Raw genomic sequence first — 20940 nt, forward strand, 5'->3', positions numbered from 1 at the left:
AAACCGTTCGGTTGTCGGTCAGGAGGCAGGCACCATGTCGAGAGATGCCCGGACTGTCCGCAACCAGGAAAATGGCCAAGCGTTCTGGGGCAATCTCTTCCGCGGCGCCACTCTGGCCCTGGCCACGGCTCTTGCCCTCGCACTGTCGTTCTCTCCTGTGCTTGCCGCGAAGGGCGGCAAGGCAGGAGTCGCTTCGGACCTGCAGGAGAAGGTGCAGAAGGAGTCCCCCTCCAACAGCGTCCGCGTTCTCGTCAACCTGAACGGCGGCGACCCTCTTGCCGTCGCCGGCAAGATCAAGGAGTTGGGCGGGAGGGTCCGCAGGCACTTCCGTAACGTCGGCGTGATGGTCGTGGATCTGCCGCTCGGGGCGGTGGACTCTCTCGCGCAGATCGAAGGTCTCGATTACGTCGCCCCTGATCGTCCTGTCACGGGTCTGGCGAGCCAGCTCGAAACGACGACCGGCGCGGCGCTTGCCTATGGTGGAACCACCAGCCTCTGGAATTTCTCCGGCATCGATGGTTCCGGCGTGGGCGTGGCGGTCCTCGACTCGGGAATCGACCCGTCCCATGTCGATCTCCGGGACGAAACCAAGGGAATACGGCGGGTCGTGTTCTCCTGGGACTTCACCGGCCGCGGCAGCCTGGACGACCCCTACGGCCATGGCACGCACATCGCCGGGATCATCGCGGGCGACGGCAGCGCCTCGTACACGGCCGGCCGCGACTACACCGGCATGGCGCCGGGCGCGAGCCTGATCAACTTCAAGGTCCTGGACGAGAGGGGTCACGGCTACATCAGCAGCGTCGTGGCCGCCATCGACCAGGCGATCTCGCTCCGGAACGTCTACAACATCAAGGTCATCAATCTGTCGCTGGCGGCCCCCCCGATCGATTCGTACGTCAACGACCCGATGTGCCGCGCGGTGGAGCGCGCCGCCAGGGCCGGCATCGTCGTGGTGGCCGCGGCCGGAAACTTCGGACAGGACTCGAACGGCAACAAGGTCTACGGAGGCATCACCTCCCCCGGCATCTCGCCGTCGGCGATCACGGTCGGCGCGACCTTGACGCGCGGCACCGACATCCGGTCGGATGACATCGTCGCACCGTACTCCTCGCGCGGCCCCACGCTGTCGCACACGACCGACCCCGTCTCGGGCCAGGTCGTGTACGACGATCTCGCGAAGCCGGATCTGGTCGCCCCCGGCACGCGCATCGTGTCGCTCGAGCGCAGCAGCAACTACCTTGTGGCGAGCTATCCGGTCCTGCATGTCGACACGGGGAACAACGTCAACAACAAGAGCCGCTACATGGTCCTGACCGGCACCTCGATGGCCACCGGCGTGGTCTCGGGAGCCGTGGCGCTGATGGCGCAGGCGAACCCCGGTCTGACTCCGAACCAGGTCAAGGCGATCCTGATGTACTCGGCCCAGATCATGGACGGTCCGGACCTCTTCGAGCAGGGTGCCGGAATGCTCAACGTGGACGGCGCCGTCCGGCTGGCGAAGTCGATGAGCCGTTACGCGTACGCCCTCCCGGCCGGCGCGACGCTCATGCCAGCGGGGCTGCCGACGCCGCAGAGCATCATCGCCGGCGAGACCTGCCTGTGGAGCCAGAGCCTGATCTGGGGTGGCGGAATGCTCCGCGGCGATGCGGCGCTGTCGAACCAGCAGCTCGCCTACGCGCAGTCGCTCATCTGGGGGATCGGTCGCTTTGATTCGTGGGGACTGGGCGTCACGTACTACGACGGTCTGTACTCCGATTCGTACGTCGTGTCCGGCAGTAACAACCAGTGGAATTACGTCACCTGGAGCGACGGCACACCCACCTCGAGCGGACTCATCTGGAACGAGCGCCTGTACGGCTCGGGTCTCATCTGGGGAAACCAGCTCATCTCGAACGACTTCTTCAATGTCGGACCGACAAGCCTGATCTGGGGTATCGCCGGCTATGGCGGCTACGACATGGGCCTCATCTGGACGCTGCGAGACTGCGGTCTCATCTGGGGGAACGCCGATGCCTGGTAAGGCGATGGACACCCGGAGAGACGACGATATGAAAGGCAACGTCTTCATCGGTGTGGTGGCGGCAGCCGGCGCGGCGGTCCTCGGCCAGAGCCTCTATCATCTGGTCACAGGCGGGTTCGAAACGAAGGACCTGGCCTGGCTGGGGATCGCGCTCCTGACGCTTCTGGTCGGCCGGCTCTCCGTCAAGCTGCCGCTGCCACACTGCCGGGTGTCGTTCTCGGACGCCTTCATCTTTCTCTCGGTGATGGTTTTCGGAGGCGATCTGGCGACGCTGACCGCGGCCCTCGACGGCTTCGCCTCCTCCAGCCGCGCGAAGGGGGAACTGCACAAGAGGGTCTTCAATATCGCGGGCATGGCCCTGTCGATCAACCTGGCGGCGCGCGTGTTCGGTGCGCTGGCTCCTCAAGAGGGGCTGTGGGCGGCGCGCATGACCCTCGCGAATCTCCTTCTGCCGGTCGCGGCGCTGGCCCTGGCACAGTACGCTCTCAACACGGCTCTGGTGTCGGGCGTCGTGGCGCTCAAGGAACACCAGTCGGTCGTGGCGATCTGGCAGGAATCTTCGCCCTGGGCCGGCACGGCCTATCTGGCCGGCTCGGTTGCCGCCGCCATAGTTTTCCTTGTCGTCCGGGAGCTGGGGGTCGTTTCCACCTTCGCGATTCTCCCGTTCCCGGGTATCCTGTACCTTACCTACCGCGCCTGTCTGGATCGGCTGGTGAGGACGAAAGGGGGGATGACCCTCTAGGCGAATGTGCTGAGTTGTTGAGCTGACACGCAGGCGACCCCTGCGGATGCCGGCCCCGTGGCAGCGGGGCCGGCTCTTTTTTTGGAAGCCGGCCGTGTCTGGAGTGGTTCCCGCGAGCGCTGGCCGGATGAACCCTGTGTGCAGAATCCGCACAAACACATGAACGCGTGGCGCTGGCTGGACACGTCCCGCAAACGGCAAATCTCCTCATCGCAACAGTTGAGCGGCCGTCGGCGGACCGCCGTTGCGGCGTGTACGGGAAGACCTCAGGAGAAGTGGAGATTCTCATCGCAGGCCGCGACAGGCGATCATCATTTCATCCATATACGGTGCCGCTAACCGGCGTGTCCTCATCATTTGGGTACGGCCGGCCGGGGCCAGGGAAGGTGGGACGAGCCGTGGCACGCCCGTTGCGATGGTAATGAGTCCGACGGCGCTCCGTCCGGCTCCTTCCCCCCCCGGGCAGGCCGGTGGACGCCGCAGGGGTACCGAGCCGGCCGGACCGTCCGGAGAGGCGGTCCGGCCGGCGCACGCCACGGAGCAGCACAAGGAGAACATGCAGATCAGCGGACCGGGAGGAAGGCTCTATCTCATGGCCGTGGCGGCGGCCGGAGCGGCCCTGGCGGGGACCGCCGCGGCGGCGATGTCGCTCCTCCTGATCGGGCAGATCGGGATCGTTTCAAGCGTGATGGTCCCTCCAATCCTGCTGCTCGCGGTCCTGGTCTATCGCTCGTACAAGCGGCAGGTTACGGAAAATCTGAAGCGGCTCGACGACCTGATGCAGGTGCATCTCTCCACCATCGAGGCGCTGGCTCTGGCAATCGATGCGAAGGACCCGCATACGCAGGGACACACCCGACGCGTGCAGTCGTACGCGCTCGAGCTCGCGCGGAGGCTGCGCATCGCCCGGCAGGACTACGAAGCGGTGCGCGCGGCGTCGCTCTTGCACGACATCGGCAAGCTCGCCATCCCCGACCACCTGCTGAACAAGCCCGGGAAGCTCTCGGACATCGAGTACCAGAAGGTGAAGGCGCATCCGGCGGTGGCTGCGGACATCCTGGCGAACGTGCACTTTCCCTATCCCGTCCTGCCGGCTGTGCGGCATCACCACGAGCGCTGGGACGGGTCGGGTTACCCCGACGGCCTGCGCGGAGAGGAGATCCCGCTCGCGGCGCGGATCCTCGCCGTCGCCGACTCGTTCGAGGCGCTGACCTCGGACCGCGCCTGGCGCGGGCGCAAATCTCCCGAAGAAGCGTGCAGCCTGATCGAGGCCTGGTCGGGGATCCAGTTCGACCCTGCGGTGGTGACCGTGCTGCGCTCGCACCTCCCCGAGGTGATCGGCGCCGTCAGCGCGGCTCCGGACCCGCCGCGGAACGCCGCCGCCGCGGCGCGGGCGCACCTCGAGGAGGCGCTGGCGCGTCTTGACTCGACCGGTATCTGGAACGGGACCCCTCCGGTTGCGGCGGATCCGGGCGGATTCGGCGACAGCCTGCACCGCAGCATCGGTGCTGAGGGAACCCGGGTGCCCCAGGTCCCCGGCGGACCGGCGGGTACGTCTCCGCCCGCCGAGGGGCAGACGAGCGTCTGGCTGGAGAGGGACACGACCGGCGCCATCGTCGGTCGCCAGACCTCGGTCCTGAGCAGCATCTCGTCGGCGCACAGGGAGGTCTACGCGCTCTATGAGATCGCCCAGACCCTCGGATCGTCGCTGCGCCTTTCGGAAGTCCTGGACCTGGTGGCGACGAAGATCGGCCAGCTGGTGCCGTACCGCACCTGCGTCATTTATCTCCTGGAGGACGACGGCGAGAGCCTGTCGGCGCGCTTCGTGTCCGGCGCGAACCTCGAGCACCTGCGCGGACGATCCGTGCGCCTCGGAGAGGGGATCACCGGATGGGCCGCGAGCCAGAGGAGCAACCGGTTCTCCAACAGCCCCGACCTCGATTTGTCGGGGGCCGAGGTCGACCTCTCGGAGTACTCGACCGTCGCCGCCTTTCCGCTGATCCACGACGGCAAGGTCCTGGGGGTCATCACGCTGCACTTCCCGAAGGCGGTCCCCTGCCTGGACGATCACATCCGGATGATGGACATCATCGCCAAGCTCGCGGCCGCCGCCATCTTCAACGGCACCATCTTCGCCGAGACGCAGGAGTCGGCGCTCACGGACATCCTGACCAACCTGCCGAACTCGCGTTACCTGCGTCAGATCTTCGAGCAGGAGAAGGTGCGCTGCCAGCAGGCCGGCCAGCCGATGGCCCTCCTCGAAGCCGATCTCGACAGCTTCAAGGCGATCAACGACCGCTACGGCCACAGCGTCGGAGATCGCTACCTTGCCGAAGTCAGCCGCGTCCTCAAGAGCCACCTGCGCGAGCGCGACATCCTGGTGCGTCTGTCGGGTGACGAGTTCGCGGCCCTTCTCCCCATGACCGGCTTCGCGCAGGCCGCGCTTTTGGCCGAGCGCCTGCAGCAGTCGGTCGACCTGTTCACGCTGCGTCTCGAGGAGGGGAAGGTGGCGCGCTCCGGTCTTTCGATCGGCATCGCCCTCTACCCGATGGACGGCGAGGGGTTCGAGGACCTCCTGGTGCGCGCCGATCACAACATGTACCAGAACAAGGCGACCCGCAAGAACGCGCGCCTCGAGCGCGCCCCCAACATCGTCCCATTCCCGATCAAGAATCCGGGCAAGGCAGGCTAGGAAACCACCCGCCCGCGTCGACCTTCCCCTCCAAACGCCTGCGCCGCCGGCCGTGCTACCCTCTCACGCCGTTCCGCCCGGTGTCGCTCTCCGTGCGCGGAATCGAAGAAGGAGGTGCGGTTGACCGTCTTCCGGAGGCTCGCCGGGCTCGCGATCGTCGCGTTCGCCGTGCTCGCTCTTCATTGCGCTGGGCCGGCGGTCGGCCGGTCGGCGTCCGCCGACCGGAGCGCCGTTCTGTTCATCGGCGATGGCATGGGACCGGCGTACGTGACGGTGACGCGTGTGGCGCGCGGCGGGCCGGGAAGCCGGCTGCGGATCGACGCGCTTCCCTACACGGCGCTGTCGCTGACGCACTCCGCCGACAGCCCGGTCACCGACTCGGCGGCGGCCGCCAGCGCCATGGCGTGTGGCCAGAAGACGGTGAACGGGGTCCTGTGCGAAGACGGGACTGCGATCTACCAGAAACGGGACGGCAGGAGGCTCGAGCCGATCGCCGTGTGGGCCCGCAAGCGCGGACTGCGCGTCGGCCTGGTCACCACGACCACGGTGACGCACGCCACGCCGGCTGCGTTCTACGCCAACGCGCGGGATCGGGACGACGAGGGGGGGATCGCGAAACAGACGATCGGCTCCGGCTTCGATGTCATCCTGGGCGGCGGCCGGAAGTTCTTCCCGCAGGACCTGAGGGCGGAGGCTCAAAAGGAGGGGTGGACGATCGTCGAGACGGCCGAGGCGCTCCGCGCCATCGGCGACCTCGGCTCGCACGTGCTCGGTCTGTTCGCTGAAAGCCATCTTCCCTACCAGCCGGAGATCGAGGCGGCGAGGAAGAAGGGGACGGACGCGGGGGAACCGTCAGCCGCCCGGACGGCGCCGACGCTCCCGGAGATGTCGCGCTTCGCCATCGACATCCTCAAGGCGAGCGGCCGGCCGTTCTTCCTGATGGTGGAGGGGGGGCGCATCGATCACGCCGGGCACGACAACTGGGCCCGTACCCTCGTCGACGAGACCGCCGCTTTCGACGAGGCGATAGGCTACGCCATCGACACGCTCGATCCGAAGACGACCCTCGTCCTGGTCACGGCCGATCACGAGACAGGCGGCCTGGCGTTGAACGGCTACCCGGACGAGAAGGACGGGATCTGGTCGACCTACCGCGATCCTCAGGCCGGGAGAGGGGACGAGCCGTACCCGGTGGTGACCTTCACGAGCGGTCCCGGGACGAAGAGGCAGACGGAGAAGCCGCCGCACGGATCGGACGACCCCCGACCCTCCGGAATCTCCCTCGGCAGCGCCGCGCACACAGGAGTGGACGTCGCGCTTTACGCCTGGGGCGCGGGGGCGGAGCGTGTGCACGGGACGCTCGAAAACACCGCGATCTACACGATCCTGAAGGACCACCTCGAAGGGCGGACGCCGAGGCCCTGAGCCGGACGGCCCCGGCAAGTGCCATGCCGCGAACGCCGCGCGAGCCCTACGACGCGGCCCGCACGGTCGACTCCTCCCGTACGTGGTTCGTGGCCCGCCGGAACGCGGTTCTGTACGCCGCGAGCAGGAGGAGGCTCGCGCCGAAGGTCCCGACGATCGTGGCCCCCGTCGGAAGATCGAGAAGGAACGAGAAAGAGACTCCCGCCGCAGAAACGAGAGTGCCCATGGTCCAGCCGATGGCGAGACGCGGTCCCAGCCGTTCGGCGAACAGCATGGCGGCCACCGAGGGAACGATGAGGAAGCAGAAGACGAGCAGCACGCCCGCGATGGCCACGGAGGAAGTCACCACGAAGCCGAACGAAACATAGAACAGGAAATCCCAGAACTTGACGTTCCAGCCGCGCTTCTCGGCCTCCGCCTCGTTCATCGAGATGAGCAGGAACCGGTCGCGGAAGATGTAATGGAACACGCCGACCAGCGAGTAGAGGACGGCGGTCTTGAAGAGCTCCGGCCAGGTGACCGACAGGATGTTTCCGACCAGCATCTCCTTCAGGTGCTCGGTCTCCTGGGTCGCCTTGGACATCAGCAGGATCGCGACGGCCGCCGAGACGGCATAGACGATGCCGATGATCGCTTCCTGCGGTATCCGCGTCTTGCGATGCACGCGCGAGACCGCGAAGATCGCGGCGCCGAGGAAAGTGAACCCCAGCGAGAACAGGTAGGCCTCGCCGGCGTGCAGGTCGTAACCGGCCAGATAGGCCACGGTGGTCCCGAGAGCGGCGATCTGCGCAAGCGACAGGTCGACGAAGATCACGCCGCGCTCCACGACGTGCACGCCGAGGTAGGCGTGAATCCCGGTCAGGATCAGGCTGGCGACAAAAGCCGGCAGGAGGATCTCGAAGATGCTCATGCCTTGGCCTTCATGGCGGCGACGAACGCGCCGATGTTGGAATCGAAGAGCGCGAAGTAGTCCTTGATTTCCGGCAGCCCCCCCACCGAGGGATAGAAGTTGAGCACGGTGGCGCCGGACTTCTCCCCGATGAACTTGGGAGTCTTGAGATCGAAGTACGGCTCGACGAGAATCACCGGGATCTTGTCGGTCATGATCAGATTGATGATCTCCAGTGTGTGCGAAGGGGTGGGCGGGATGCCGGGCTTCGGCTCGACGTGTCCGGCGATGACGAGACCGAAGCGGCGCGCGAAGTTCGGCCACGAATCGTGGAAGGTCACGATCTTGGCCCCGTTATACGGCGCCATCTTTGCGGTCCACTCTTTTTCCTTCTCCGTGAGCCTGCCCTCGAAGGCCGCGAGGTTGGCCGCATAGGCCTCCCGGCCGGCCGGATCGAGCTCCGTCAGCTTCGCGGCGATCGACCTCGCGATGACGCGGCCGTTCTCGGGGTCCGTCCAGTAGTGCGGGTTCCCGTAGGGATGAACGTCCCCCATCGCCCGGGTCACCTGCTGCACGGGGCGGTTCAGGATTTCACAGCCGGTCGACGCGTCGAGGTAACCGGGCGATCCGGGATGGATCTTTCCGTTGCGGCTCTGATCGAGGAGCGGCGGGAGGTAGCCGATCTCGAGCTCGAGCCCCGCGGCGACCAGCAGGTCGGCATGCGACAGCTTCAGGATGAACGACGGCTTGGCATCGACGAAGTGCGGGTCCTGGTATCCCTTCACGAGGGCGAACGTTTCGATGCGGTTTCCGCCCACGGCGTCGGCCAGGGAGGCAAGATCCTGAAGAGTCGTGACGACCTTCAACGCGGCGAAGGCCGATGTGCCAGGGATTCCAGCGAGAGCGAAGACGAGACCGGCGAGTACGAGCCTTGTTGGTTTCATCGATTGGACCTCAGAACGGATGGGCGCCATGGGCGCCGATGGCGAATTGAAGCTGAAGGAGCACCTCGTTGGCCGTCTCTCCGTCGGCGTACTCGCGCCGGCGAAGCTCGCCCCGGAGCTGGGAGAACTCGCTGGGCCAGAAGGTGAGAAGGACGGCCTTGCCGCGGTCGGTCTGCGCGGCGTCGTCGGCGTGCCCGGCCGCCTCGATGCGCGCCCCGGTGAACCAGCGCTTCGCGAGCTGGTACTCGCCGGAGAGGAACCAGCCGTCGGCCGTCTGGTCGCCGAGCGGATCCTCGCGGCGGCTGCGGATGAACTCGCCCCGGAACGAGGCGGAGCGGTACGTCGCCGTGCGCAGCGGTTTCCAGCGCAGCGTGGCGTCCACGCCCTCGAGACGCGTCTTCGAGCCCGCTGCCAGGCCGTTCGGTCCCTGACCGTACGAGAGACCGACCTCCAGGTTCGTCGCTTCGCTCAGATCCCCGAAGACGCGGTAGTGGCCGTTGTAGGCCAGGTCCCCCCTCTGGGGCGCCGCGAACAGCTCACCCGAATCACCGCGCAGGACCTGGACCGTCGCCTCGGAGAAGACATCGCCCAGCGGCAGGAGAAACGCGCCGGAGACACCGGTGCCGATCCAACCCTCCTCGCCGCCGAGAAGATTCACGATGGGCAGGGGCTCGTCGGGCCAGGGAAGGACGTGGAGGTGCAGAGGGTTGATCTTCCCGAAGGCGGTTCGCATCCGCCCGACCTTCGCGAGCGCTCCCCCCGGGAGTGACGTGAACGTGACGAACCCCTCCTCCACACCGACCCCCTCTTCGCCGAAAGACAGGAAGAAGTCGGCGCGGGCGTACGGGTCCACGACCGCCTGGAAGGAGACCTCGGACTCGCGCAGGCTCGAGCTCGGCAGGTTCTCGGTGCCGTTGCTCCCGCCGACCCCGAGGTAATTGCCGATCACGGAGACGCTCGGATTGAAGTAGTTGGACGTCTGGGATGACACGGCGGCGGGCGCGGGTGCAAGGATCGGCCCGGGTGGCGGTGCTGTCGGCTGCACGGGCGCGGGGCCCGCGCCCACCTGGTCCCGCAACGCCCGGATCTGGTTCTTCAAGTCTTCGATCTCCCGCCGCAGCGCCTCGATCTCCTCCTGCGTGGTGGAGGCCGGCATCACAGCCTGGGCAACCGGCGCCGCCGTGGGCTGCGCCCCCTGCTCCTCCGCCAAGACGGTGGCCGCCGGAAGGCCGACCGCCATAAGGACCGCCACCGCTCTGCATGACACTCTTGGTCTCATGATTCCTCCGCTGAAGCAAGGTCGCTCGATGTCCACGCGGTCGGCCCATCCGGTTCCGGGATGGGTGGCTCCAGCCCGGGACGGTATGCCGCACCGCGACGACTTCAGACGATTGGGGACCCCGGGGGGGCGCGGAGAGGGCTGAGGTAGCGCGCGGACTTGCAGAGCGGCGAATCGGGTGGGAGTACGGCGATCAGGGTCGGTGCTTCCGCCGGGCGGCCGATACTGCCGGAAACCTGGGCCACCCCGGGGGAGGTGAGCGCCTTGCAGGTGGCGCAGTCGCGCTGCGTCGCGTGATGCGGCGCCGCGACATGGAGCATGGAGAGGGCCAGGAGCGCCAGGAGGATCGCGGCGCACCACCGGGTCAAGCCCGCCCGAAACGAAGGCTGCATCTCCAGGTCCTTATTCAGAGGGGGAAGAATCGTACTGTACGATCCGGTGATTGTCAAAGAGGGGCGATCGGGATGACGAAGGGTGCCCCCGTCACCGGGTCGCGCTCGATTCGCGCCTCCGTCTCGTAGACCTCGCGGAGGAGGCGCGGGGTCAGGACTGTCTCCGGCGGTCCGTCGGCCGCCAGGTGCCCGTCGTCCAGGACCATGAGGCGCGAGCCATAGCGCGCCGCCAGGTTCAGGTCGTGGCTCGTGGTGACGACCGTGAGGCCCTTGTCCCGGTTCAGCCGCGCCAGGATCTCGTAGATCTGCAGACGGTGCCTCAGGTCGAGGAATGCGGTCGGCTCGTCCATCAGCACGACGCGCGGCTGCTGGGCCAGGGCGCGGGCGATGAGGGCGCGCTGTCTTTCGCCGCTCGACAGCTCCTGCAGCCGCTTCTCCTCCCGGCCGGCCAGATCCATCTCGTGCAGTGCGGCTCGTGCCGCCGCGAAGTCCTCGGGCCGCTCAAGACTGAAGGGACCGAGGTGCGGCGCGCGACCCATGAGAGCGATCTCCAGCACCGTGAAGTCGAACAGCATCCGGCTCTCCTGGAACACCACCGCCATCTGTCGCGCCCGCTCGCGGGGGGGGATCGATCGCACGGGACGCCCGTCCAGGCTCACCTCCCCCGCCTGCGGCGCGACGACACCGCTCAGGAGCATCAGGAGCGTGGTTTTTCCGGAGCCGTTCGGTCCGATGATCCCGGCGAATTCCCCCCGGGACACGGAAAGGGACAATCCTCGGAACAGGGGCGCCGGCGCGCTCGCGTGCGTGAAAACGAGCCCGTGCGCGGCCAGGATCGCGTCACTCAAAGTACCCTCCTCCCGCCCGCCGGCGGTACAGCCAGAGGAAGAACGGTCCGCCGCACAGGGCCGTGACCACGCCGACCGGGATCTCGGTCGGCGCCATCACGGTGCGCGCCACGGTGTCGGCCACGATGAGGAAGATGGCGCCGGTGACCGCCGAGGCGGGTACGAGGAGCCTGTGGTCCGGGCCGAACAGGAGGCGGGCCGCGTGCGGCACGATCAGACCGACGAAGCCGATCGGCCCGGCCACCGACACGACGGCGGCGGTGACGAGGGAGGCCAGCACGACGGTGACGATGCGCGTCCTCTCGACCGTGACCCCGAGCGATCGCGCCGCCTCCTCTCCCGCGGAGAGCAGGTTCAGGTCCCTGCCGTACAGGGCCAGGCCGACGATTCCCGCGACCAGGACGACGGACAGCCACAGGAGGAGCCCGTACTCCTCGATCGGGATCGTCCCGATCATCCAGAGCCGCACGCCGTGCAGCCGCGAGAACTCGACGACCGTCTCGATCAGAAGGATCAGCGCCAGGTAGACGGTATTCATGATGACGCCGATGAGCAGCATCGGGTAGGAGACGATCCGGCCGCGGGCGCTCGACAGGAGAAACAGGATCGCCACGGTGGCGATCGCCCCGAGGAAGGCGGCCGTCTCGCGCACCGGCAGGACGGGCGCCAGGGCGGGCAGGCCGAGGGCGGTCGCCGCGAAGGCCCCGAGAGCGGCACCGCCCGAGACCCCGAGGATGTAGGGGTCCGCGAGGGGGTTGCGCAGGACCGCCTGGAAGACCGCGCCGGCCGCGCCGAGCGCCGCCCCGGCGAGAGCCGCCATCAGGATGCGCGGCAGACGGACGCGCAGGATCATCGCGCGCGCGGTCTCCTGGTCCGCCTCGTGCCGCAGGAGATCGAGGAGGGTGTACCGGCTGCTTCCGAGACTGGAGCAGACCGCCGCCGACAGGGCGAAGGCCAAGAGGAGCAGGACGATCGACAACGACAGGCGCCTCGACGTGAGGGGCGCCATCAGGAGCCGAGATCGGAGCGGATTTTCAGGAGCCGCATCACGTCCCGGCGGCTCAGGATCCCGACGATGCGACCGTCGGCGACGACCGGCAGGCGGCCCACGTCGTCGCGCACCATCGCCTCGAGGGCCGCGGTGCATTGGTCGTCGGGTCCGAGCGGGCGCAGGCGCGCCGCCGGGGTCATGATCTGCCGGACCGGCGTGCGCACCCACTCGTCCCGCGGGACGCTCTTGAGCTGGTCCAGGGACACCATCCCCGCGAACTGTTCCCCCGTGACGACCGGAAAACTGCCGCGGGGGTGACGGAAGAAGTAGTCGCGCGCCAGCTCGTCCAGGCTGGCGTGCTCGGGGACCGCGATCACCGGCTGCGTCATGATCTGCCGGACGCGGCAGCCGGAGAGCGTGTCCCGCATGAGGAGGGACTCGTACGAGGCCGAGGCCGCCTGGTTGAGGAAGATCCCGATGACCATGAACCAGAGCCCTCCGAGATTTCCGCCCTTGACCAGCTCGATCAGTCCCAGGCCCATGAGCCCGAATCCGACCACCGACCCGGCGCGCCCCGCCTTGCGGGTCGCCGAGAGCAGGTTGCCGCTGCGCGCCCACAGCCAGGCGCGCAGGAGGCGGCCGCCGTCGAGCGGGAAGCCGGGAAGGAGGTTGAACAGCCCGAGAACGAGGTTCAGCGCCGACAGATACACCACCAGCTGCCGACCGCCCGGGACGATCGACGGGAGCCCCGACAGCAGAATCGCGTAGAAGACGAAGGCCAGCGCGAAACTGGTCAGGGGCCCGGCGGCGGCGATGCGCACCTCCGACCTCGGGTCGGGCGGCTCCGACGCCATCTCCGACACGCCGCCGAACAGGAAGAGTCGTATGCGCGGAACGGAGACCCCGGCGCGCTGGGCGACGAGGGCGTGCGACAGCTCGTGGACCAGCACCGAGCCGAACAGGAGAAGAGCGGCGGCGACGCCGAGGACCCAGGCGGCACGCCCCTCGATGGGCGGCCGGGCCTGGGGAAAGTAGCCGGTGGCCAGGCTCCAGACGAGCAGAAAGAAGATGATGAGCCAGCTCGGATCGATCATGATCCTGATGCCGGCGATTCTCATCACGTTGAAGCCGCGCATGGGGCCAGTCTAACCCAACGGAAGTCAGGAGAGGGCGTAGCGCTCTAGCAGAGGGTGGAACAGGTGATAACGACGGCTCCCGGCGAGATTGCGCCGGATCGATGCGACGGTGCGCGGGACGTAGTCGAGGTATTCGCACCGGCCCCGGGCGGCGGCCATGTAGCCGAAGGTGCCGAGGTCCTTGATGTTGCGCTGCAGGGCCATGAGGTCGAAATCGCGGCGGAATTCGTCGTCCGGAATGTCGAGAGAGCGGCCGAGATGGTCGATCATCCCGTCCACCAGGGTCTCTTCGAGATCGAGCGATGAGTCGCGCAACAGGGAGGCGGAATCGTAGGTGTAGGGTCCCATGCGGGCGTCCTGGAAATCGATGACGTGCAGCCGACCGCGATGGACCATGAGATTGCGCGACTGGAAGTCCCTGTGGCAGTACACGCGCGGCAGCCGGTCGCACGCCGAGGCCAGATCGGCGTAGAAGGCTCGCAACACCCTCTCGTCATCCGGTCCCGGGGTCATCTTTCTCTGGCCGATGATGTAGTGGCGGTGGAAGTGATCGAGCTCGAACAGGAAGCGGTCGCAGTCGAGTGCGCATGTCGCGGCGAAATCGTCCGGTCGGAGCGCGGCCTGCCCCTTTCTGTGGAGGAGGACGATGAGGTCGCAGGCCTCACGGTAGAGCCGTTCGGCCTCCCCGGAACGCCCCCGACGCCGCCCCGGATCGAGAAGATGCTTCTGCAGGGTGACGTCCCCGAGGTCCTCGGTCAGCACGAGCCCCAGGGACGGGTCGGATCCGAGTATGCGAGGAACGGGTGCTCCAATCGACGCGAGCACCCTGTGATTGCTGAACAGGGGTCCGGCCGGGTTCAAGGGCTCGGGATGGACGATCAGGACGGCGGTCTTCTTCCCGGACGAAACGCGAAAAAACCGCCTGGTGGAGGCGTCTCCGACGATCTCCGCCACCCTGAGCGGGGAGCCGAGGGACTTCTTGAGGAAGGCCAGGGCGGCAGGGGCGATCAGGGCAGGAGCCTGGCCTGTCGCACCCTTCACAAGTTGATCATCCAGCAGCCGCCCAGCCGCTCCATTCTCTGCTTCTTTCCCTGGTATCCCTCGGCCCGCAGGAAGATCTTGTTGGTCAGGCTGACGCCGGCGGGCACGAAGACCCCGGAGGTGACGATGCACTCCGACAGCCGGGATCCATCTCCGACCCGGGCCCCGTCCCAGACCAGGGTCGAGCGTACGGAGCACCCCTTGCCGATCGTCGCCTGCCGGCCGATGATGACTCCCCCCAGGAGGGAGCTCTCCGGGCCGATGCTCGCTCCGCGGGCGAGGAAAGCCGGCGGCTCGATGGCCACCTCCTTCGGGAGGGGGACCCGGTCCAGGTAGACCCCCTCCGAGACCTGGATCGCCGCGAGACCGGGGTCCTTGATGCCACTCAGGAGAGCGAGCGATCCCTCGAGATAGAGACGCGGGTTCCCCAGCTCCTTCCAGAAACCGGTGTGGACGAAACCCTTGATGACCCTCCCGGCGGTGATCAGCCGGGGATAGATATCGCTGTTGATCTCGGATTTCCCGGACGGGATCGCGGCGAAGATGTCCGGTTCAAGAACATGGATGCCTGCGAAGAAATACCTGCCGGTGCCCGGATCCGATGAGCCGGATGGATTCCCGGCGATTCGAACGATCCGGTCGCGCTCGTCCATCTCGACCGTGCTGTAGCCGGACTTCGGGTCCTGCGGTATGAGCACCATGGTCGCCAGCGCAGCCGACTCGCGGTGCTTCTTCAGGGCCGCGGAGAGGTCACAGTCGCCGATGCTGTCGCTGTTGATCATGAAGAAGGGGGCCGACTCCTTGAGGAAGGTCTCGGCCTTCTTCAGGCCGCCCGCCGTGCCGAGGATGACGGGCTCGTCGGAGTAATGGACCTTGACTCCATACTTCTTCCCGTCGCCGACCAGCCCCCTGATCGACTCGGGATGGTAGTGGAGGTTGATCATGGCTTCCTCGACACCGTGACGCGCCAGGTGCTCGAGGACATGGGCGATCATCGGACGATTGATCAATGGAAGGGAGGGCTTGGCACGTTCTTCGGTCAGGGGCCACATGCGCTCCCCCATGCCCGCTGCCAGTATCATCGCCTTCATGATGTTATTTCACCATAAGTCGGCGGCTCGACATTTTCTGAAAGCCGCGCGGGGCGGGCCTGTGGAAAATCAGGGTATGGAAAATTGACCTGATCAGAGTGGGGGTTTTCTTGAGATAAAGACAAGAAATCACCGCGAATAATGGCCACGGATCGTGATCAAATCATTGATCGCCCTGATCAAGATGCCTCGAACACCATGTCCTTCAGCGGCAGACCGCGCGACTTCAGATATTCCTGGTACAGGGCCAGGTAACTCTTCACGATGTAATCCGTTGCTTTATACCCAAGCCTAACGGCGACCTCGTCGATCAGGGGTTTTGCCCCCTCGAGCTCCAGGAAAACCCCGATAGGAGTCTCATCGATCGTGATGATGAGACCCGAGTACTGGTAGACGGCGCGATATTTCTGATAGCGGAACAACGGCCGCATGCCGAGGCGGGAAAGGATCATCGCCACCGTCTCACCCGACGAGATGACGACCTCCATCTCATCGCGCACCTTGGCCCCTCCTTCGACACGCGGGGCCTCCTTGTAGGTGAGGGTCGATTCGCGTTTCAGGATGCGCACGCGCAGCATCGACTGGTTCATCTTGAGAGAGAAGTTGGGAAAGTCGTAGAGCTGGTTGTCCTCGAGCTCGCGCGGGTGGACCTCCTTCGCCCCGATCTGCTTCAGGAGAGCCGGGACCTTCGCCGGATCCTCGACCCGCAGCTTGATCTCGACCTCGGTCTTCTTCATCGATGACCGTCCTCCTCGCCGCCCGTGTACCTTATCATAGGCATCCGTATGGGAAAGACCACCAAGGCGACCCTGGTGTTCCTGGTCCTGTTCATCGGGATCGTGGTCTACCTCAGCACGCGCGTCGCCCACCACGAATGCCGGGTCTGCGTCACCTTCAACGGCCAGACCCTCTGCCGCACAGCCGCCTCGGGTACGGACAAGGCGGCGATCGAGAGCGCCGTGACCAGCGCCTGCAGCGGCCTGGCCTCGGGGATGACCGAGTCGATCAAGTGCGAGAACACCCGGCCCGACAGCGTCGAGTGCGCGGAGCGCTGAGGGAGACGGAAAACGACCCAGGAGCGTAATCTCCCTTCTCAATCCTTGTCGTTAGGTTCGCGAAGAACAGTGTGCATCTATGCTGCAGCTGTTCTGATGTGGGCGCTCACTGCTGCTCGATGTGTCGACGTCAAATTAGAGACTGGGACGATGGTCGGGGCGAAGGCCTCCGCGGAGGAAGCGGTTAGGTTGTACCACCAGAGATTCAACGAGGAGAGATTTTCGGACATATTCGATAGTTCGGATGCTGCGTTTCGTACCGCCGCTTCCAGAGCCGATACGATCAATCGAATGAAAGAAGACCGGGTCCGCCTCGGAAGAATCGTGGAGACGGAAGTCGTTGGGGCGTCCTGCATACCCTTCCAGATTAGGTTGGTGATACATTCGAAGTATGAGAGATCCAATTTCACGGAGTTCTTCCTGTTTCGAATCAGGGGAGCGCGGGCGGACCTTCTGCGCTATGAACGGACCGAGGGTCTGATAATTCCAAGCTCGGATTCTTTACAAAAGTGTCCGTAACCGTTGTGAACGAGCACCCTGATCAAGTCTCCGCGGCCGAGATCGAGATGGTCCTCGTGGACCAAGTCCGCGACACGAGGTTCGAGGATCAGCAAGCCAGTGAGGCCCGCGCCCTAGCGGCCCCGATCTGGGAGGTGCTCCTCGTGCTCGAGAAGGAGAGGATCCTAAAACTCCTGGTCGAGCGGATCGAATACGACGGCAGGACGCTTGCGGTCAGGGTTCGGGTCCCGGCGCTCGTTGGCGAGGTCAGGAAGGCGTCATGAGCAGTTCGATCCAGACCGTGACCTACGAGCTTCGCAGATCCGACCTGTCTCAATCCCCCCCTCAAGGGCGCGGCTGGGTACTTCGGCAATGGAGACGCCGTGGAGCCTGAGACGTGGATGGAGCCGGACGGTCTGGGGCTGCTCGACGATCGTATGTTCGTGGCGCGCGCCGTCGGTCGGTCCATGGAGCCCGCCATCCACGACCGAGACTTCGTCGTGTTCCGGAGCAACCCGGTCGGGACGCGCCAGAACAAGATCGTGCTCGCGCAGTACCGGAGGCCGGCTGACCCCGAGACTGGAGGATCCTTCTCGGTGAAGAAGTACTCGTCGGGGAAGCGGCCCGATCCAGAGACGGACTGGCGCCACACCCGAATCATGTTGTCGCCGCTCAACCGCGAGTACCAACCGATCGTGATTCCGGGGAATCAGGCGGAGCATTTCCAGATCCTCGCAGAGCTTGTGGCCGTGCTCGGAAGATAGGAGACGACCACTGGTGAGCTTCGACCTGCCCAGCGCCATTTTGGACTCGACCACGGCGCAGCGGGTGGCGCGCGCGGCGACGTGTCGATCTACGACCTCCAGCTCCGAAGGACGCCCGGGAGCAGCGATCGGCGGCCCGGTGGGGGCTCGTCATGGAAGGAGTGCATCCTAGGTGACGTTTCCCGGTCGAGCGGACGAGATCGCGCTCCATGAGCGTGTTCTGGCCGGAGATCCCGTCGCCCCTGTCGATGTCTTCAAGGCTTGGATGGATCCGCTCGTGAATGCCCTGCGGGCGGATCTTCGTTGTTCAGACGACGAGGCCTACGACAGCGGCATCGATGCCGTGCTTGCGTATCTGGAGGAGCCCGGGAAGTACGATCGAGGCAAAGGTCGGCTGAGCAGCTATGTGATGGACATCGCAAAGAAAAGAGCCATAGATCGGCTGCGGACTCGCACGGCCGCCGAGCGCCGCGATGACGGGTATGCCGCAGCTGTCGACCTTCGCACGATGAATCCGAAGGATGTTCTAGAAGCGGAGGTCGAGGCGAGGGAGCTATGGCAGAAGGTCGAAAATGCAGTTCCAGACGAGCGCGACCGGCGGATGCTCAAGCTCATCCTCGAGGGCGAGCGCTCGACGGACGCCTTCGCCGAGGCGCTCGAACTGGGCGTCCTTTCGCCGCTCGCTCAGCGCCGTTTGGTCAAGCAGCATCGCGACCGGCTGATGAAGGTGCTCGAGCGCCTGGGAACGAGGTTGGGCCATGACGAAGACGCCTAGCTGGCTCGACCACGCGGCGCGCCACAGCAGCGAGCGCCCCTGGACGTTGGGAGCGGTGCTGGAAGAGTACAGCCGCGTGGAAGGTGTGACGCGCGCGGAGACCGCCTCGTTCCTCGGTTGTGACGTCGATTCACTCGCCTGGCTTTCGCTCTGTCGAAAGCCTGCACCCGATCAGTTTTTGGAGGACGTCTCGCGGATCGCCGAGCGATTTCAGATCGATGGGCTCAAGCTCGCGCAGCTCATTCGGCGCGTCGATGCCATCGTCGTCCTGCGCCGGACGACCACGGCAGAGGAGGAGACGTTGCTCCTTGCAGCGCGCGACCGCGACGAGGAGACGGAAGAGTGAGCCGCAACTGGCTAGACGAAGCCCTTCGGGCGGCTGGGCTTCGATCCGAATCCAGCTTCCCGCGGGATCTGATGGCCGACGTTGTGATGCAGCTGCCGGTGTCCATCGTCCCGCTGGCTGGCCTGTCGGCGCACGCTGTTCGTCGGTGGCTCGGGCAGCGCGGCATTCAGCACGAGGTCAACGACACGGACCGAGCCCTTCACGGATGCCTTGTTGCAAGAGCCGGCCAAGGGATCTTGTTCATTAACGCTGGCGACGAGGAGTCGGAGCGCAGGTTCACTCTCGCTCACGAGATCGCCCACTTCATCCTCGATCACCTTCTTCCACGCCTGAAAGTGCTCAAGGTCTTCGGCAACCACATCCGACCCGTACTCGATGGTGAGCGCCCCCCAACACGCGAGGAGATGCTCTCCGCTGTGCTCGATCGGGTGCGACTGGGCGTCCAAGTCCACCTGATGAGCCGGGGAGCCGATGGTGCTGTCTGCGCATGGGATGTCGAAGAGAGCGAGCAGCGCGCAGACCGTTTGGCGCTTGAGCTGCTGGCACCCGCGCATGCCGCAACAGCAGGTCTACGCCGCGTGATCGGCGAGACTGCGGAGCCGGCAGTGCAGCAGAAGCGCGCCGCTCAGAACCTGAGCGAGCGCTTCGGCCTTCCCGCCGACGTGGCCGACTCGTATGTACGACTCCTTCTCGATAGGCGGCGACGGCAGCCGTCCCTCAGTGAGGAGATCTTCGGGGGGAGAAAGTAGGCATGGCGGACCGGCACCCAGAGCCCAGCACGATTGGCGAGCGCGCGCAGGCACGCCCGGTTGCGCCCGCATTGGATGATGAGGAGCTCGAAGAACTCCTCGGCGACCAGGAGTACGAAACGGCGTTCGGCGAGGACCTTGAGCGGACCCTCGACGTTGATACCTGGGCTACTGGGCTCGACTGGGAAGGCGCGGTCGCCCGTCTCAAAACCGAGATCCGATCCGCCGTCGAGCGAGAAGATGCCCTACGGCGGCTCGTTCGCGATGAGCTCCTCCCCCGTATTGGCCAAGCGGCCAATGCGCCACCTGAGGCGGGCGTGTATCGGACAACGGCGGAGGAGATTGCGAAGGTACACGAGGGGCTTCTGTTTCCAGGTCGCGTCGAGGCGGTCGATGGGACCTCCGCGACCCACGAGACGCTGCCCCTTGGCATCACGCAGATTGGGGTCGCCATAGTCAGCTACGGGGGTGTCTCCGCCACCTTCGCGCAGCGCGTTTTCAGGAAAGAGATCGCTGGCAAGGCCGCAGACCCCGTGAAGACCGCGATGGAGATCATCGATCGACGCGACGGGCGAGCCGGCGTCGGACAGCCCGACGGGATGTCAGAGCTCGCTCGGCGTGGCATCATGACCTACGCTGAGCGCAAGATCCTCATCGACAAGGCCAGTGCTGAGTGGCGACTCGGCCACGGGGCTCCGATCCCGTACGAGCTGCTCACCGGGTCCGGAAGCATGCGGCTGCTCCAGGCCTCGCTCGCGGTCGTGGCCCGCCTGATCGAGCACGAGCGGTTCGTGTTCGTGCCGAGTGCCCCCGGAGAGCGAGGGCTGCTCACTCTGGGGAATGCGCTGGCGGCCGGCGAGTTCGCGATCCTGGGCACGATCGAACGAAGGATCGAAGCGGTCGTCGAACGAGGTCACTACGCCACCAAGAAGCACGACTACAAGGGCGAGGCGATGAGATTCGTGCGGCAGTATGGCCCCGAGGTTCTGTACGGCCTGTACTGCGCCTCGGAGCAATCACCCCCCTACTTGTTCTACGCCCATCGAAAGCACATCCACATGGCCGCGCGGATCGCCATCGCGGACAGCATCCTGCGCCCCGCGCGCGGCTTCCCGATGCTGATCGATGTTGCGGATGCCACGTGCAAGAGCGCATTTGGGGCGGCTGGCTTCGTCGGGCTGATTCACGATGCGTACAGCCAAGCAGGCGTACCGTTGAAGTACTTCGGCGAGCGTGACACGCGTCGGTAAGGGAGGAACA

The 20940-nt window shown here is 66.0% G+C and carries 21 protein-coding genes; 11 read left to right on the forward strand and 10 right to left on the reverse strand.

Annotated features, from left to right (window positions below; genetic code table 11):
- The first annotated feature begins 34 nt into the window (after positions 1 to 34).
- From VEW47_03745 to VEW47_03760, 4 genes are all read left to right on the forward strand, one after another.
- A complete protein-coding gene (locus tag VEW47_03745) occupies positions 35 to 2023 on the forward strand; it encodes a S8 family peptidase (protein ID HYS04284.1) in 1989 nt (662 codons plus the stop codon).
- A 28-nt stretch (positions 2024 to 2051) separates the two neighbouring features.
- The gene (locus tag VEW47_03750; protein HYS04285.1) at positions 2052 to 2765 is read left to right on the forward strand and encodes a hypothetical protein; all 714 of its coding nucleotides are present in this window, start codon (positions 2052 to 2054) and stop codon (positions 2763 to 2765) included.
- A 421-nt stretch (positions 2766 to 3186) separates the two neighbouring features.
- Complete coding sequence (locus VEW47_03755; protein ID HYS04286.1) at positions 3187 to 5457, forward strand: HD domain-containing phosphohydrolase; 2271 nt, start codon at positions 3187 to 3189, stop codon at positions 5455 to 5457.
- Positions 5458 to 5577: 120 nt separating this feature from the next.
- Complete coding sequence (locus VEW47_03760; protein ID HYS04287.1) at positions 5578 to 6882, forward strand: alkaline phosphatase; 1305 nt, start codon at positions 5578 to 5580, stop codon at positions 6880 to 6882.
- A gap of 46 nt (positions 6883 to 6928) precedes the next feature.
- Here VEW47_03760 and VEW47_03765 read toward each other — a convergent pair whose 3' ends face one another.
- The 10 genes from VEW47_03765 to cyaB form a co-directional block, all read right to left on the reverse strand.
- Positions 6929 to 7792: a metal ABC transporter permease gene (locus VEW47_03765; GenBank protein ID HYS04288.1), complete on the reverse strand. Its 864-nt coding sequence runs from the start codon at positions 7790 to 7792 to the stop codon at positions 6929 to 6931.
- Entirely contained in the window at positions 7789 to 8715 is a 927-nt protein-coding gene (locus VEW47_03770; GenBank protein ID HYS04289.1) for a metal ABC transporter substrate-binding protein, read from the reverse strand. The genes VEW47_03765 and VEW47_03770 overlap by 4 nt, the downstream gene beginning before the upstream one ends.
- A 10-nt stretch (positions 8716 to 8725) precedes the next feature.
- Positions 8726 to 9994 (reverse strand): hypothetical protein, encoded by a 1269-nt coding sequence (locus VEW47_03775; protein HYS04290.1) that lies wholly within the window; start codon positions 9992 to 9994, stop codon positions 8726 to 8728.
- A gap of 104 nt (positions 9995 to 10098) precedes the next feature.
- Entirely contained in the window at positions 10099 to 10386 is a 288-nt protein-coding gene (locus tag VEW47_03780) for a hypothetical protein (protein HYS04291.1), read from the reverse strand.
- Between the two features lie 53 nt (positions 10387 to 10439).
- The gene (locus VEW47_03785; protein ID HYS04292.1) at positions 10440 to 11234 is read right to left on the reverse strand and encodes an ABC transporter ATP-binding protein; all 795 of its coding nucleotides are present in this window, start codon (positions 11232 to 11234) and stop codon (positions 10440 to 10442) included.
- Complete coding sequence (locus tag VEW47_03790; GenBank protein HYS04293.1) at positions 11227 to 12243, reverse strand: iron ABC transporter permease; 1017 nt, start codon at positions 12241 to 12243, stop codon at positions 11227 to 11229. Before VEW47_03790 ends, VEW47_03785 begins: the two co-directional genes overlap by 8 nt.
- Positions 12243 to 13361 carry a site-2 protease family protein gene (locus VEW47_03795; protein HYS04294.1) on the reverse strand — a complete coding sequence of 373 codons (1119 nt, stop codon included), beginning with the start codon at positions 13359 to 13361 and terminating at the stop codon, positions 12243 to 12245. The genes VEW47_03790 and VEW47_03795 overlap by 1 nt, the downstream gene beginning before the upstream one ends.
- A gap of 24 nt (positions 13362 to 13385) precedes the next feature.
- Entirely contained in the window at positions 13386 to 14402 is a 1017-nt protein-coding gene (locus VEW47_03800; GenBank protein HYS04295.1) for a phosphotransferase, read from the reverse strand.
- Complete coding sequence (locus tag VEW47_03805) at positions 14399 to 15493, reverse strand: NDP-sugar synthase (protein HYS04296.1); 1095 nt, start codon at positions 15491 to 15493, stop codon at positions 14399 to 14401. The genes VEW47_03800 and VEW47_03805 overlap by 4 nt, the downstream gene beginning before the upstream one ends.
- Before the next feature lie 179 nt (positions 15494 to 15672).
- Positions 15673 to 16230 carry a class IV adenylate cyclase gene (gene cyaB / locus VEW47_03810; protein HYS04297.1) on the reverse strand — a complete coding sequence of 186 codons (558 nt, stop codon included), beginning with the start codon at positions 16228 to 16230 and terminating at the stop codon, positions 15673 to 15675.
- A 48-nt stretch (positions 16231 to 16278) separates the two neighbouring features.
- Here cyaB and VEW47_03815 point away from each other — a divergent pair, with 48 nt between their 5' ends.
- The 7 genes from VEW47_03815 (at position 16279) to VEW47_03845 (ending at position 20930) form a co-directional block, all read left to right on the forward strand.
- Positions 16279 to 16548, forward strand: a complete 270-nt coding sequence (locus VEW47_03815) for a hypothetical protein (GenBank protein ID HYS04298.1) — start codon at positions 16279 to 16281, stop codon at positions 16546 to 16548.
- Between the two features lie 509 nt (positions 16549 to 17057).
- Positions 17058 to 17330, forward strand: a complete 273-nt coding sequence (locus VEW47_03820) for a hypothetical protein (protein ID HYS04299.1) — start codon at positions 17058 to 17060, stop codon at positions 17328 to 17330.
- Between the two features lie 99 nt (positions 17331 to 17429).
- Positions 17430 to 17810, forward strand: coding sequence for a S24 family peptidase (locus VEW47_03825; protein ID HYS04300.1), 381 nt, complete (start codon positions 17430 to 17432; stop codon positions 17808 to 17810).
- A 172-nt stretch (positions 17811 to 17982) separates the two neighbouring features.
- Positions 17983 to 18585 (forward strand): hypothetical protein, encoded by a 603-nt coding sequence (locus VEW47_03830; protein ID HYS04301.1) that lies wholly within the window; start codon positions 17983 to 17985, stop codon positions 18583 to 18585.
- A complete protein-coding gene (locus VEW47_03835; GenBank protein HYS04302.1) occupies positions 18569 to 18931 on the forward strand; it encodes a hypothetical protein in 363 nt (120 codons plus the stop codon). The genes VEW47_03830 and VEW47_03835 overlap by 17 nt, the downstream gene beginning before the upstream one ends.
- Positions 18928 to 19680, forward strand: coding sequence for an ImmA/IrrE family metallo-endopeptidase (locus VEW47_03840; protein HYS04303.1), 753 nt, complete (start codon positions 18928 to 18930; stop codon positions 19678 to 19680). The genes VEW47_03835 and VEW47_03840 overlap by 4 nt, the downstream gene beginning before the upstream one ends.
- A gap of 2 nt (positions 19681 to 19682) precedes the next feature.
- Entirely contained in the window at positions 19683 to 20930 is a 1248-nt protein-coding gene (locus VEW47_03845; protein HYS04304.1) for a hypothetical protein, read from the forward strand.
- The last annotated feature ends 10 nt before the right edge of the window (positions 20931 to 20940 follow it).

Source organism: Candidatus Dormiibacterota bacterium, assembly GCA_035635555.1.
Lineage (GTDB): Bacteria > Acidobacteriota > Polarisedimenticolia > Gp22-AA2 > Gp22-AA2 > Gp22-AA3.